The following is a 13,918-nucleotide window of genomic DNA, read 5'->3' on the forward strand; positions in this document are numbered from 1 at the left end:
ACAGGGTGAATTAGAGAACGTTCACTCCCCACTGAAAATCCGCTCGAGATCTTCGTCGTTGTAGTTGACGAGCAGTCGGTTCTCGTCTTTGAATGTCCGAAGAACGATATTCGTCGTCGAGTTTTCGATACCCTCAGTCTGGATAATCGCTTCCATCAGTCGCTGGAGATGCTCGTGGTCTTTGACGCGCGAGAGAACGTAAAACGACATCTCACCAAGCATGAAAAACACTCGTTGAACTCCTGAGAGATCCATCAACTTCTCTGCGACTTCTTCGTATCCTGGCCCGGCGTACGTCGCGTTGATTTCGGTAATCGCGGTCAGTCCGAGCCCGACTTTTTGCGGATCGAGTTGTGTGATATTTCCAGTAACAATTCCTTGGTCGCGATATTTCTCCATCCGGTAGTAGATAGTCGACGTACTCACGCCTAGTTCGTCACTCAATTCGTCGACGTCAACGTCCCCGTGTTCGTCAAGTCGGCGAAGAATCTTGAAGTCAACCTCGTCGAGAGTTACTTCTGTCATACTTTGTAGTTCAGTCGTTCGGTTGATAATTGCTGGCATAATTTCCGAGATTGGCTATTTGTTTTCAAGAATATTCCAATACCGCCTGGGTGGTGGCTTGTCAGACGAGTTCGAACTCGGCAGTCGTTTCTGGTCGGTCTTTACGGATTGGATTCCGTGCGCGTTCAGTCTCGACGACACCGGGGTCCAGTGTCACGTCGACATAGCCTGGTGAGTCACCCATCTCGACGATACGAGTGCCATCCGGTTCGATGACAGTGCTCCGGCCGCAAAACGACCCACTCGGTTCAGTTCCTGCCCGGTTACAGCCGAGGACGTACGCTCCTTGCTCGATTGCTCTCGCCGGCAGGAGGGTGTCCCAATCTCGCTCCATCCGGAACGACCACGCAGAGATGTTTACGAAGACGTCACAGTTCGCTTGTGCGAGCGCAGCACTCGCTTCGGCAAACGCTAGATCGTAACAGATTTGCACGCCAACACGTCCAAATGGTGCATCAACGACGAGATACTTTGACCCCGGCGTATAAGCGTCACGTTCATCTCCCCACAGATGTCGCTTGTTATAACGAGCCTTGACCTCACCGTCCGAATCGAGCCAGATTGCGCTGTTGAACATGTCGCCGTCATCTTCAACCGGCATACCGAACACGACCTCGACATCGTTTGCCTGCGCGATGTCGCCCAGTTTCGCTGTCGTTCGACCGGGAACGCTCTCGACAATTGAGTCGAGGGTGTCGAACGTATTGTACCCTGTCGTAGCGAGTTCCGGGAAGACAACTAATTCAGCGTCTGCAGTTTCGATCGCTTCACGCATCCGTCCGAGCGTGTCGTCGTTTGCCGACCCAAGTCGTGAGTCGAACTGCACCAGTCGGCAGGTGAAACGGTTCATCGACCCTCGAACTCCGGTTTACGGTCCTCGGTGAACGCTTCGACTGCTTCTTCGTGGTCGTACGTTTGCGAACAGCGGCGTTGTGCACGCGTTGCATCGGTGAGCGCACGCTCGAGATCGACGTCGAAGCTCTCGTTGACGAGGCGCTTGCTCTCGCCCAGTGCAATCGGGGGTCGGCCAGCAAGTTGTGTAGCGAAGTCGACGGACGCATCTAACAACTCGTCTGCCGGCACTTGTTCGCGAGCGAGATCCCACTCAACGATTTCTTCCCCAGCGAGTTTCCGCCCGGTGAAGATGAGCTCCTTGGCTCGTGCCTCTCCGATGAGTCGGGGGAGAAGAAAAGCACCACCGTCACCGGGAACGAATCCGACGTCAATGAACGTCTCGCCGATGACCCCCTCGTCGCTGACGATTCGGAAGTCACACGCGAGTGCGGTGTCACATCCTGCACCCAGTGCGTAGCCGTTCACGGCTGCGATGACTGGCGTCTCGATGTGTCGTAGTGTCCGCACGACGTTCTGGAAGAGCCCGAGACCGTCCTCGTACTCTGCAAAGTCCATTTCAGGAGTCAACGGCATGTCTGTCAGGTCGACGCCCGCACAGAACGCATCTCCCTTGCCAGTGAGGACGATCGCATAGACGTCGTCCCGTTCGTCAAGCCGCTCGAGCGCATCCACTGCGCCGCGGAGTAACGGCTCGTTGTACGCGTTCATCGAGTTTGGACGGTCGTAGCGAACGACTGCGACGTGCTCGTCGGCTTCTTCGACCGTCAACGGGGCGTCGAGTTTAATCATCGCTTTCCTCCTGAAGTATCTCGGCACCTTCACCGTGGGCTAGCGTACTCTCTCCGACCATCGAGATCGACGCGTCGACGATTTCAACACCCTCGCTGGTGGCAAACACCGGATTCAAATCTAGTTCGGCGATGTTCTGATTCTCCTCGACGAACGTCGAGACGGAACACAGGAGGTCGACGACGGCATCACGGTCGACGGACGGGTTTCCACGTGCCCCGTCGAGGAGTTCCTGCGCGTCGATATCGTTGAGCATCGCGCGAGCGTCGGCTTCCGTCAGGGGGAGCGCCCGAAACGCGACGTCTTCGAGAACCTCGACGAAGACGCCACCAAGGCCCACCATGACGACTGGCCCGAACTGCTCGTCGTCGACGACGCCGACGATGAGCTCAACGGCGTCCTCCCGCATTGGTGAAACGAGGACACCTTCGATATTCGCATCCGGGTCGTACGCACTGGCGGCCTTGATGAGTTCGTTGTACGTCTGTTCGACCGCAGTTCCGTCGACGTTGAGTGCAACACCACCCGCGTCAGATTTGTGGACGATATCCGGCGAAACAATCTTCATGGCAACCGAACCGTCGAACGCCGACGCCGCATCATGCGCTTCCTCGGGTGTCGTCGCCAGTTCGAAGGGAGTCACTGGCAGCGACTCTGCTTCGAGTGCGCGTTTTGCGGCGAACTCCGAGAGCTGTGTGGTTCGTCCGGAGGTTGTGGTGGCGGGACGCTCCGGAAGTTCGAAGTCACTCTTTGCGTCGGCAGTTCGACGGTGCTTCCCATACGTCACGAGCGCCGAGACGGATGCGGCCGCGACGTCGAGTGATTCGACAACGGGAATCTCTGCCTCCCGAAGCACGGCGTGTGGTTCGGGGTTGAATCCCTCGTATGCACTCTGTACCACGATGGGCGTCTCGTGTTCTGTGACGAGTTCACCGAGTTGGGCAGCCGCGTCAATTTCGACTTCGGTGTACTGCTCGGCGAATCGGATTCCGTAGCCACCGAACAGCCCCGACAAGAGGAGGACGTCGACGTTTTGGTCCGCGAGAATCGCCTCTGCACATTCGACGAAAACCTGCTGGTCCTCGTCGGTACCGCCCGCAACATCGACGGGGTTGACCACACTCGCTGCGTCGGGGAGAATCTCTCGCAGTGCGTCTTTGGTCGCATCCGTAAGTGGTGGGACCGACAGCCCTCGTTCAGTGAGGGCATCCGCTGCGAGCGTCGCGTGTCCACCCCCATCCGCCAAGATGGCAACGTTCGGGCCGTCGACCGCTGGAAGGGAAGCAAGCGAGTTCGAGACTGCGAGCAACTCGTCCGAGCGGTCGACGCTGACGATACCGGCCTGTTCGAACACCGCGTCCGCAACTGCACTATCGCCTGCAAGCGATCCGGTGTGTGAGGAAGCAGACCGTTTTCCGACGTCCGATCGGCCGCTTTTGAGGGCGATGATCGGCGTCTCAGGCGTCACCTCTCTGGCGGCCTGCAGGAACGACCGACCGTCGCTCATCCCCTCGATGTAACAGACGACCGCATCGGTTTCGGGGTCCGCATCGAAGAAGGGTAGATACTCGTGGAACTTCAGGTCGGCCTCGTTACCGACGCCTACATAGTAGCTATACCCGACTTCGTCACGGGTCGCGGCTTCGGTGAAGAGCGAGATGGCCATATTCCCGCTCTGACAGAGGAGTGCAAGTCCTCCTTCTGGGACAGTGTCCGTCCCTACAAGGTTCAACCGCTCGTGAACATTGATCATTCCGGACGTGTTGGGACCGATGAGTCGAATTCCCTGTTCGTGTGCGGTCGAGACGATCTCTTCTTCGAGTTTCTCACCATCTGTTCCGGTCTCCCCGAATCCGACCGCGACTACGACCGCCCCTGCGAGATCGGTCTCCCCACAGTCTTCGAGCACTTGCGGGACGATCTGCGCAGGCGTAACGATGAGTGCCAGATCGACCTGTGCTGGGATCGCCGACACCGTCGGATAGACCTCGAGTCCACGGATCTCGTCAGCACTCGGGTTGACCGGATAGATATTGCCGTCGTATCCCCCCTCTTGGAGGGTCACGATTGCTTGGTGGCCACGTTTTGTCTTGTCCGTCGATGCACCGACGATTGCGACCGAGTCGGGAGAGAGAATCCGGTCGATATCGGTTGTCGGAGTCGACATACTCACTCCCCCACGAACTGCGGTTCACGGTCGTCGGTGAAGGCGTCGATACCCTCCTGCCAGTCGTCGGTTCCCATACAGGCAAGCAGGGCCTCGGCTTCGGCCGTCAGCATGTCCTGCCGTGTCCCTTGCGTAACACGACTGAACTGCTCTTTGGCGAATCGGAGCGGAATCGGCGCATTGCTGGCCACATCGTCGACAAGTTCCGAGACTGCCTCGTTGAGTTCTGATTCGGGAACAGCCTCGGTGACGACGCCTTCGTCAGCTGCCTCCGCTCCCGTTAGCGACTCGGCAGCCAGAATTATCTCTTTTGCGCGTGCCTGACCGACGCGCTCAGAAAGGGTGTAGGTGACGCCACCACCAATGTAAGTCCCGATGCTCACCTCCGGAAATCGCATCTCGGCGTCTCTCGCCATGAGGATGAAGTCAGCACTCAACGCGAGTTCTGCACCCGCACCGATAGCGTACCCCTGAACTTTCGCGACGATTGGCATCGGGTGAGTCTGAACTGCCTTACACGCACGCTGTGCGTTCCAGACGTACTCGCGACGTTCTTTCGCTGTCCGCTCTTCTTCGTCGTGGTTCTTCAGGTCAGCACCAACACAGAAGGCCCGTCCTTCTCCTTCGAGAACAACGACGCGGGTGTCATCTGATTCGGCTCGCTTGAGGCCGTTTTTAATTCCCTCGTATAACTCGTCAGTTACGGCATTGAGTCGATCCGGTCGGTTGAGTCGGATACGAGCGACTTTCCCCTCCGTTTTGTAGCACACAGAATCGACCCCTAGCGTGTCTGTGGTTGTCATAGTCGTGCAGTGTCTATCTCCTCCCGACGAACCCACATAAACTTTGGCCAATTCCTAATACTAGGCACTGAATCTAGAGAGATTACAAATGGCGGGTGAAATTTTGGGATAGATTATTATAAGAGTATGTGTAACACACGCACGGTTATGCCAAACGAAGCACAACACGGTCGTCGTGCGTTCCTTACCGCAACAGGCGCTGGCGCTGTGACTGCATTAGCGGGTTGTACCGGTGGTGGCGGTTCAAATTCGGGCGGGAGTGAGAACGGAAGTAGTAGTGGCAGTGGCGGGAGTGGGGGCAGCGGCCCCCTCCGTTTCCTCGGATTCGGCGGGAACACGCAGAAGGCACAGATGTCCGTCTTCGAAAGTTGGAGCGAGAACTCCGGGACCGCGGTGAAGGGGACGTCTGCCAGCGGGACAACCGAGATGATCTCGCTGATCAAGCAGAACCCAGGTTCGTTCGACGTTGTCGCACTGAACGACACCGGAATGGCACGAGCCAAACAGGAAGACGTTATCGAGCCTATCGATCTCTCGAAGATACCCAACTACGAGAAGAACATCAAGGAGTCGGCCCGGACGCTCTCGTTCAACGTTGACGGCGACAAGACAATGGGATTGATTCGCGAGAACGGGGCGACGGGATATGCCTACAACAGTGAGAAAATCAACAAGGAATTGACCTCCTGGGAGGCGGTCAAGAACCCCGAGTACGAGGGGAAAGTCTCGCTTATCGACCGGACCATGGACCGGTTGGCAAACTGTGCGGCTGCAGCCGGGGTCAATATCAACGAGGTGCCGGGTAGTGAGTCAAAAAAAGAGAAGATGTTCACAGAGGCCGAAGAGCAGAATAAGAATGTCTTCGCCTACTGGTCAGATGGGGCGACCTCGATTCGGTATCTCCGCCAGGAAAACGCGTGGATTTGTGAAGCATGGGGCGGGCGAGTGCTCGCACTTCACGGGGAAGGTGGCTACGATCATATTAAATACGTTGTTCCAAACGAGGGAGCGATGGGGTGGTCGGACAACCTTGCGATCGTGAAGGGGTCGAAGAACACGGCGACCGCTCACGAGCTCTTGAACCACACGTACCAACGCGAGCAGTTGCTAACCCTCTCTGATAAAATGAACTACACGGTTCAGGTGAAGAACCCGCCGAAGAAGATGAAACAGTTACCGGACTACGCACCCGCGGAGGATCTGGCGTTCCGGGATTGGGGTGCGCTCTTGGAGAAACAGGACGCGTGGACACAGCGTCTCGACAAAATCAAACAGAATTAGTTGACATGTTAGAGGTCAAAAACTTCACCAAGTACTACGACGATCTCTGTGCAGTCAAGGATCTGTCATTCCGGATTGAGGAAGGGGAGTTCGTCACCCTGCTTGGGCCATCTGGCTGTGGGAAGTCGACGACGCTCCACTCGATTGCGGGGCTCGTAGAGCCGACGGATGGAAGTATCCACCTACGCGGCACGGACGTAACAGACCTCCCGCCAGAGAAGCGAAACATCGGGATGGCCTTCCAGTCGACGGCGCTGTTTCCCCATATGACCGTCCGCGAGAATATCGCGTACGGACTGAAGATGCACGGATACGAGAAAGCTGACGTGCAAGAGCGCGTCGAAGAGTCGCTCGAACTCGTCGATATGCCCGACCACGGTGATCATGTCCCCGGCGAACTTTCCGGTGGACAACAACAGCGTGTCTCATTAGCCCGAGCACTCGCCTATGAGCCAGACATCCTCCTCCTTGATGAGCCACTCACGGGACTTGACCGTGTCCTCCGTGAGGAAATGCGTGGGTGGCTCAATCGTATCCAACGAGAGGTCGGTGTGACGACGCTGTACGTCACCCACGACCAAGAGGATGCACTCTCGATGTCGGACACCGTCATCGTCCTCGATGACGGCCGCGATCAGCAGATTGACTCCCCCGAACGCATCTACGAGTCGCCGGCCAACGAGTTCGTCGCCGAGTTTGTCGGGAAATCAACCCAGTTTACGGGGACAGTCACCCAAGAAAATGGTCATACAATCGTCCAGAACGGGACGAAGTCGATTGAGTTGACTGAGAGTGACCTGACCGATGGAGAAACAGTTTCTGTGTTTATCCGACCAGAAGACATCGAGGTTGGACTAGAACAGATTGGTGCAGACAACGAGTTTTCCGGGACGCTCACAGACATTGCGAACCTCGGAAATCGTGCGGAAGTAACTGTCACCCTCGATGACGGAACGACGGCTCTGGCACACACATCCCGATTTCCGGAGATGACGGTCGGCGATACGGTCTATCTCCGATTCGACACTGGCCGGGTGATTGTTTTATGAGTACTCGGCAAAGCAGACTGAGGACTGTGACGAGAACCGTTGGCGAACAACTCGGTGGCCGGGTCGGAAATCGGCACCTCGCAGCACTTGGACTCGGCTTTGTCGGCGTCTTTTTTGTTTTGCCAATTCTTCTGCTGGTTCCTGAGAGTCTCGCACTTGGAACCAGTGCACCGTTCCAAGCGTACAGTCGGGCAATGCAGGGAATCTACGTGAACGCGTTTGTCCGCTCGTTCCTGTACGGCATCATGACGACAGTGGCGACGCTTTCGCTGGCGTATCTTATCGCGTATTACCTTGCGTTCGCGGCCCGCCGAATTCGAATGGCGATGACGCTAGTCATCGTCCCACTTTGGATCGCCTACATCGTGCGCTATTTCGGTATTCTGTTGTTTTTCTCGCCGGCAGGACCGTTAGCGGATGCGACTGGCTACGAACCAAGTATTCTGTTTACGACTCCAGCAGTTGTCATCGGACTTGCAAACGTCTACCTTCCGTTCGCTGTGCTCCCGATTTATAACTCGTTAAACGCAATAGACCGTGAACTCGTCAGTGCATCACGCGTTCTCGGGGCGACCAACTGGCGGACGATTATCTCAGTGATCTTCCCGCTCAGTCTTCCGGGACTTGTCGCTGCTGGGCTCATCGTCTTCATCCTCGCGGCCGGGTCATTCCTTGGGCCGGCGGTTCTCGGGGGTCCGAAACAGACGATGATTGCGAACGTCATCGCACAGGCGTTCCTCGACAACTTCAACATCCAGTTCGCATCGGCGCTCGCGATTATCTACACGGTGTTGCTCGTCGGGTTACTTCTTGTGTTCAACACCGCCTTCGATCTTCGGGAGGTGCTCGGAAACATATGAGCGTTCAGTCTTCAAGCAGGATCAGACGGGCTGGATTGGTCGGTACCGTTGGGCTCGTCTTTGCGTTCCTTTTGTTGCCCGTTCTTATCGTGGTGTTAACGTCCTTCACTACGCAGAATTTCCCAGCAATTCCACAGGAGGGAATATCACTTAAGTGGTACGGAGAACTGCTCAACGACCAGAAACTCATCGATGCGTTGACTGTGAGTCTCATCGTCGCGACCTTTTCGTCGATACTCTCATCGATCGTCGGAACCATTGCTGCGTTCGGGTTCGTCCGTAGTGAGTTCCCCTACAAAGAGCATATCTCAACAGTGATGCTCCTCCCGATGATTATTTCGCCTGTCATCACTGGCATCGCGCTGGTTCGTTATTTCGGAACGATTAGCCTCCCATCGGGATATCCAGCACTCATCCTTGGTCATACGGTGCTCTCGTTGCCGTATGTCTTCCTTCTCGTCCGGTCGGAACTTGTGACGTTCGATCAGGATCTCGAGCGAGCATCGCGCGTCCTCGGTGCTGACCCAATTACTACTTTCCGACAGGTGACAGGTCCCATTATCTCACCAGCGATACTAGCTGGTGGGTTCATCGCGTTCGTCGTCTCATTCGGAGAGTTCACCGCGACTCAGTTTCTCATCTCCCCGGAGACGAGTACAGTCCCTGTCGTGATATACACGATGCTTCGGACTGGACTGACCCCGACAATCAACGCACTGTCGGTCGTGCTCATCCTCATCATGGTCGTCGCCGCCCTAGGTAGCCGACGATTCTCGACGTCGTGAGGGCGGTGAGACGTCTCTTCGGATTTCCTTCGGGAGAACGATGTCGTTCCTTTGTCTCACTTAACTTACTGATACTGCTGTTCCCACTCTTCGCGAGCGGTGAGTTCACGGCGTCCCCGTTTCGTGATGTGGTAGCCATTTGTCCGCTTATCTTTCTCAGTTTTGTCGACGAGACCTTTCTCGACGAGGGTGTCGAGGTTCGGATACAATCGTCCGTGGTGGACCTCTTTCTCGTAGTACTGTTCGAGCTCTTCTTTGATCGCGAGGCCGTGTGGATTCTCGAAGCCAGCGACAACGTAGAGGAGGTCGCGCTGGAAGCCAGTCAAATCATGCATACGCGGATGAAGATATTATCTCGATTATTGCATATACCTTCGTATCGTTGCACTCAGTTGTTGATACTTGAACGCGTTTAGTAGATTCATATGAACGCTATTAAGCAGTTTTTCCATGATTAGTAGTGACTGTGCTATGGTATTTCATCGTAGATTGAATTATTCTATATCTGTCTAGTCGTACTCGATTCGAGAGACATGGGGATCAGAAGAGAGCAAGGTGGTGCCCCGAGTTCAAGGAGCGAGCGAAGCGCGCGAGTAGGTCGGGGAGGAACCCGACACGACCTTCCACAACCTGCCGACCGAGAGAGCGATACTGTTTTTCCGTAGTTAATTCGGGAAGAAACCCGTCGTGTAGCACAGATGGTTCTCGAACGGCGAAGTTGTTGAAATCTCACAGACAGCTCTGCCCACAAGGCATATATCAGACCCACAATTTGACGTTAATGACAGCGGTCACGGAACAACTCGACCCGTTCCTGGTCTCAGGCATACCACCGCTGTCCCCGCTTGCGTCAGGCCGCCACCTGACGCAGTTCTTAGAAGGTCATCTTCGAGTAGTCACTCGTCTACTACCGACTTCCTTTCCTTACTCTGGTTGTTCGCTCATCTGTCGGAGATTGTTGATACCGGTCTCTCCAGCCAAGTCGGAACAGAGGTTGACCAGCTGACCTGCCAACGACCCGGTTCTCGTCGCATCGACCGCACCACAGAATCACAAGACTGCTCTCCATCACCAATGTGCTACACAAGAGCGCCGTTTGTTTCACCCACTTCGTTGAGGAAGGGACCTCCACCTTGCTTTTCTCGTGAGAACAACAACGAATGTGAACGTCAAGACTTCACCGTTGCGAGAAAAGAGAGGGGCTACAGAACAGCGAAAGCAAAAGCACACTGCCAATCAATCCAACAGTGAGGTACACCAGCCAGTTCGTTGTTGAGTGTGTCTGTGTTGCGAGTTCTGTTCCTAAGGATGTACGGATCAACGGGAGCGAGATCGTCGTCGAAGACGCATCGAGCGCATGAACATCGTCGATAGTGAATCCCTGGTGATTCAGGACTCTGTAGAAGTGGTTCTTTGGTGCGACGACTTTCGTCACTTCTCCGGTCTCAAGCCGTACTGCCAACTCGACGAGTTGGGTAGCAGTGTCTGTTTCTTCGGATGGCTGATTTCTGAAATTCAGCAACTCCCGGAACAAGAACTGCTAGAGGACGAAGGCCCTATCCAACACGCCAAGAGAGTAATAGACGTGCCTGAGACTGCGTATTGTACAATCTGTGGAGAGGAGCAAGAAATTGTGAAGACAGTATCGTGGCAGGCAGACACGTGTGCTATCTGTGGGAACAATATCGAAACTCTCCCAGCTTGAGACAGACGGCAACGAGTTCCATGTTCGAGTAGTGCGAATCTGGATGGCTGTATCAAGCAAGAGCAAAAACGCATCTGTTTCTGCTAGTTGAGAAGTGGTGGTTTTGATACAGGCTCGAGCGTATTCCCGCCGCTTCAGCTTGTCTGAAGCGGAACCCGTGTCTGGATCCCGTATTCAGGAAGTTCCCACGATTGAACATACGAGCCATCAGTTTGCTGTTCGATCGTCATGATGATCTCGAAGTGTTCTTCAAGCGCATCAATAACCGAATGTGAGCGAGGATACGAGAGAAAGACCTGTCCCATTCCATCGTACGCTCGAATTGCAGTGGTAAGTTCCTCAACGAACGAGTCAACTGCGTCTACACCGAACATTCCGAACAATGGCTCTAATCCGTCAAGCGAGACACGCAATTGGGCAGGTTTGAACCCGCCTGTGGGTCTAGTGTGCAGGGAATCAATCTCAGCGAGGAGTTTCGTTGTGAATACCTCAAGGTCCGCGCCATCCTCCGAGTCAATCTGTGGTCCCTGCCAGTCACTTGGAGACCGTGCTGTCGTCGCCCCACTACGAGTAGGTGATCACACTCGTTCGCTCAGATTGATCGACTGAAGAGAGTCCCGTGGGGAAGCGCTGCTCAATAACATCGGGATTCGAGTTCGTGACTGCGAGGAGCCGATAGCGGTGTTCGTCAACCGCACCGAAATGAGTGCAACTCAGTTGATACGCGATTCTTTGGGGGAAAGTTCCAACGACGAGAGTGTTGTTTCCGCTTGTCTTGTACTGTTTGAGTGCATTAGTGAACGTGATATCACGGCTGTGTCCATGTCTGTTCCCCGAGATCTCGTCTTCATAGTTTCTAGTCAATCCTCTACAATATAATATTTTATGCTGGTGGTTAATTGGCTGAAAGTAGGCGCTAAGCCCCCCTCAGTGAGCGCCGACCGAAGGGAAGGCGCGAGCAGGGAGGGAATACAGCGCCGCACGGTTCTCAGGTGATTCACATGACGTGTATCTTACAATAATGCTTGACTGAGAACACTTACAAAGAAAAGCATCCACAGTGAGAGTACGACGAACAGTTTTGGTCCAATGACTGTCATACTGGGAGACCGTGATAGACAGAAGTATACCTACTGGTTTCTGTCGAGGTGATGGTAGCTCGTAGCTATCCTGGCTTGTGGATACACGACTCGAACTGAGTGTTAGAGTGGCGAGCGCATACCCGGGTCTCCAGACGCGGGTCGAGCGGACAATAGGCCTGTTTCCCGCCGACGATACGCCGATCCAAAATCTATGACAATATTGTGAAATGACTACAATATAGGTAGAAAAGGGTCTAACTAGAATGTAAAATATGGCGATTTTATAGGCTCCAGAAAGTACACAATACTGATATAATTTAGGAATAGTGGTTCCTATTTGGCAAATAGTACGGAGCTAATAAACAAGTCTAAGAAATAGGTAATATGAAATACTGATAGAGAATTTCTATAGATCCTCCCTTATCTATAATTTGGGGAGGAATATTCGCACGAAATTGGATTTCTGGTTGTGTGCCCGGAAGATAGTATTGTACAAACACAACAACAGAGGCGGGCTGATCGGTCCGGGTCCCGGATCTGATCGAGGAGAGGGTAGTAACGCCGTCACGACGGTTAAGTCGTTGGGTTGGTCGCCCGTCTCCTCTCGTAGGCAACGACTCGACTCCGTCGAATAGACAATAATTTGGCAATAGTGATTTGCAACCGTCGGAAGAAGAGACAGTCATGTCACGATACCTCGTACGTGATGCGACGCTACTCGATGGATCGGCAGCGGACATCGTCATCACCGATGGAACGATAGAGCGCGTAACGGACCCGAAGACCGTCGATAGAGAGACGTTCGAGCCAGCGGATCGATTCGATGCGGACGGTCGGTTGGTGACGCCGACGCTTACCGAACCACACATCCACCTCGATGCGACTCTCACGGCGGGAGAGCCGACGTGGAACCAGTCGGGGACGCTGGCGGAGGGGATCGATATCTGGGCGGCCCGCAAGGAGTCACTTACGACGGACGACGTCAAGCGACGTGCACGGCAGACGATCGAGTGGCTCGTCAGCCACGGTGTCACGCGCGTACGGACGCACGTCGATACGACAGAGCAGTCACTGACCGGGGTCGAGGCGCTCGTGGAGCTCCGAGAGGAGGTCTCCGATCTCGTCGACCTCCAACTCGTTGCCTTCCCACAGGACGGTATCCTGACGGAGGACTCCCACGAAGAGCTTCTCGTCGACGCGATCGAGATGGGTGCTGACGTCGTCGGCGGCATTCCGCACAACGAGTACACGCGAGAGGACGGCGTCAAAGACGTCCAGATTGCGGTCGATCTCGCAGAGAAGCACGGATTGCCGCTCGATCTTCACATCGACGAGACCGACGATCCACAGTCCCGGTTCACCGAAGTGCTGGCCAGCGAGGCGCTCAAGCGAGGTATCGGTCCGAAGACGACGGCGAGTCACGCCACTGCGATGCACTCGTACTCGAACGCCTACGCGACGAAACTCGTCTCACTGCTCGCGGAGAGCGGTGTCGGTGTGGTCACCAACCCCCCCGACAACGCCGTCCTTCAGGGCCGATACGACGACTACCCACGACGACGTGGACACACTCGTATCGACCAGCTCCGTGAGAGCGGCGTTACGGTCGGCATCGGTCACGACTCGGTGATGGATCCGTGGTATCACTACGGCGTCGGCGACCCCCTCGATGCAGCTTTCGTGTTGCTCCACTATGCGCACATGAACGGCCGGAACGACGTCGAGGCGCTCTGGGAGATGCTGACGAGTGCGAATGCTGTCATCGTCGGCGAGAAAGACTACGGACTCGAACCGGGAAACGAGGGGTCGCTCGTCGTCTTCGACGCAGCGGATCCGTTCGACGCGCTCCGTCGACGTGCGCCTCGCGTGCGTGTCGTCCGTCGTGGCGTCGAGGTCGCGCGGACGACGCCCGCAGAGACGACGGTCAGCCGCGGTACCGACGACCGGACTGTGACCTACACTCGTGAGTGAGTCTCTG

The 13,918-nt window shown here is 55.3% G+C and carries 12 protein-coding genes and 1 pseudogene; 6 read left to right on the top strand and 7 right to left on the bottom strand.

From position 1 onward, the window contains the following. Positions 1-21: 21 nt before the first annotated feature. The 5 genes from BSG17_RS00305 to BSG17_RS00325 all read right to left on the bottom strand — a co-directional run bounded on the left by BSG17_RS00305 (position 22) and on the right by BSG17_RS00325 (position 5,145). Complete coding sequence (locus BSG17_RS00305; RefSeq protein WP_089820481.1) at positions 22-525, bottom strand: Lrp/AsnC family transcriptional regulator; 504 nt, start codon at positions 523-525, stop codon at positions 22-24. A 100-nt stretch (positions 526-625) separates the two neighbouring features. Further along, entirely contained in the window at positions 626-1,414 is a 789-nt protein-coding gene (locus tag BSG17_RS00310; RefSeq protein WP_089820482.1) for a carbon-nitrogen hydrolase family protein, read from the bottom strand. Continuing rightward, entirely contained in the window at positions 1,411-2,208 is a 798-nt protein-coding gene (locus BSG17_RS00315; RefSeq protein ID WP_089820483.1) for an enoyl-CoA hydratase/isomerase family protein, read from the bottom strand. Before BSG17_RS00315 ends, BSG17_RS00310 begins: the two co-directional genes overlap by 4 nt. Then, positions 2,201-4,375, bottom strand: coding sequence for an acetate--CoA ligase family protein (locus tag BSG17_RS00320; RefSeq protein ID WP_089820484.1), 2,175 nt, complete (start codon positions 4,373-4,375; stop codon positions 2,201-2,203). The genes BSG17_RS00315 and BSG17_RS00320 overlap by 8 nt, the downstream gene beginning before the upstream one ends. A gap of 2 nt (positions 4,376-4,377) precedes the next feature. Further along, complete coding sequence (locus BSG17_RS00325; protein WP_211609038.1) at positions 4,378-5,145, bottom strand: enoyl-CoA hydratase/isomerase family protein; 768 nt, start codon at positions 5,143-5,145, stop codon at positions 4,378-4,380. Between the two features lie 180 nt (positions 5,146-5,325). Here BSG17_RS00325 and BSG17_RS00330 point away from each other — a divergent pair, with 180 nt between their 5' ends. The 4 genes from BSG17_RS00330 to BSG17_RS00345 are packed head-to-tail and all read left to right on the top strand — an operon-like array spanning position 5,326 to position 9,153. Continuing rightward, positions 5,326-6,459 (top strand): ABC transporter substrate-binding protein, encoded by a 1,134-nt coding sequence (locus tag BSG17_RS00330; protein ID WP_089820486.1) that lies wholly within the window; start codon positions 5,326-5,328, stop codon positions 6,457-6,459. Next, positions 6,393-7,508 carry an ABC transporter ATP-binding protein gene (locus tag BSG17_RS00335; RefSeq protein ID WP_244531451.1) on the top strand — a complete coding sequence of 372 codons (1,116 nt, stop codon included), beginning with the start codon at positions 6,393-6,395 and terminating at the stop codon, positions 7,506-7,508. Before BSG17_RS00330 ends, BSG17_RS00335 begins: the two co-directional genes overlap by 67 nt. Before the next feature lie 26 nt (positions 7,509-7,534). Next, complete coding sequence (locus BSG17_RS00340; RefSeq protein WP_244531452.1) at positions 7,535-8,368, top strand: ABC transporter permease; 834 nt, start codon at positions 7,535-7,537, stop codon at positions 8,366-8,368. Then, positions 8,365-9,153 (top strand): ABC transporter permease, encoded by a 789-nt coding sequence (locus tag BSG17_RS00345; RefSeq protein ID WP_089820489.1) that lies wholly within the window; start codon positions 8,365-8,367, stop codon positions 9,151-9,153. The genes BSG17_RS00340 and BSG17_RS00345 overlap by 4 nt, the downstream gene beginning before the upstream one ends. 65 nt (positions 9,154-9,218) lie before the next feature. Here the strand turns inward: BSG17_RS00345 and BSG17_RS00350 are convergent, their stop codons facing one another. Beyond that, positions 9,219-9,488, bottom strand: coding sequence for a helix-turn-helix transcriptional regulator (locus tag BSG17_RS00350; RefSeq protein ID WP_089820490.1), 270 nt, complete (start codon positions 9,486-9,488; stop codon positions 9,219-9,221). A 1,022-nt stretch (positions 9,489-10,510) separates the two neighbouring features. On the opposite strand from BSG17_RS00350, the gene BSG17_RS00355 reads away from it, so the two are divergent. Next, positions 10,511-10,858 carry a hypothetical protein gene (locus tag BSG17_RS00355; RefSeq protein ID WP_089820491.1) on the top strand — a complete coding sequence of 116 codons (348 nt, stop codon included), beginning with the start codon at positions 10,511-10,513 and terminating at the stop codon, positions 10,856-10,858. A gap of 134 nt (positions 10,859-10,992) precedes the next feature. On the opposite strand, the pseudogene BSG17_RS28885 reads toward BSG17_RS00355, so the two are convergent. After that, positions 10,993-11,722 (bottom strand): annotated as a pseudogene (locus tag BSG17_RS28885) (DUF7504 family protein). A 902-nt stretch (positions 11,723-12,624) separates the two neighbouring features. On the opposite strand from BSG17_RS28885, the gene BSG17_RS00365 reads away from it, so the two are divergent. Then, positions 12,625-13,911, top strand: coding sequence for a cytosine deaminase (locus tag BSG17_RS00365; protein WP_089820493.1), 1,287 nt, complete (start codon positions 12,625-12,627; stop codon positions 13,909-13,911). Positions 13,912-13,918: the final 7 nt, after the last annotated feature.

The sequence above is a fragment of the Halogranum amylolyticum genome, assembly GCF_900110465.1.
Classification (GTDB): Archaea; Halobacteriota; Halobacteria; order Halobacteriales; family Haloferacaceae; genus Halogranum; species Halogranum amylolyticum.

What these genes read in the sequence shown, in the direction of transcription:
- BSG17_RS00305 (WP_089820481.1), bottom strand. Translation starts at nt 525, where the DNA reads ATGACAGAAGTAACTCTCGACGAGGTTGACTTCAAGATTCTTCGCCGA.
- BSG17_RS00310 (WP_089820482.1), bottom strand. Translation starts at nt 1,414, where the DNA reads ATGAACCGTTTCACCTGCCGACTGGTGCAGTTCGACTCACGACTTGGG.
- BSG17_RS00315 (WP_089820483.1), bottom strand. Translation starts at nt 2,208, where the DNA reads ATGATTAAACTCGACGCCCCGTTGACGGTCGAAGAAGCCGACGAGCAC.
- BSG17_RS00320 (WP_089820484.1), bottom strand. Translation starts at nt 4,375, where the DNA reads ATGTCGACTCCGACAACCGATATCGACCGGATTCTCTCTCCCGACTCG.
- BSG17_RS00330 (WP_089820486.1), top strand. Translation starts at nt 5,326, where the DNA reads ATGCCAAACGAAGCACAACACGGTCGTCGTGCGTTCCTTACCGCAACA.
- BSG17_RS00345 (WP_089820489.1), top strand. Translation starts at nt 8,365, where the DNA reads ATGAGCGTTCAGTCTTCAAGCAGGATCAGACGGGCTGGATTGGTCGGT.
- BSG17_RS00350 (WP_089820490.1), bottom strand. Translation starts at nt 9,488, where the DNA reads ATGCATGATTTGACTGGCTTCCAGCGCGACCTCCTCTACGTTGTCGCT.
- BSG17_RS00355 (WP_089820491.1), top strand. Translation starts at nt 10,511, where the DNA reads ATGAACATCGTCGATAGTGAATCCCTGGTGATTCAGGACTCTGTAGAA.
- BSG17_RS00365 (WP_089820493.1), top strand. Translation starts at nt 12,625, where the DNA reads ATGTCACGATACCTCGTACGTGATGCGACGCTACTCGATGGATCGGCA.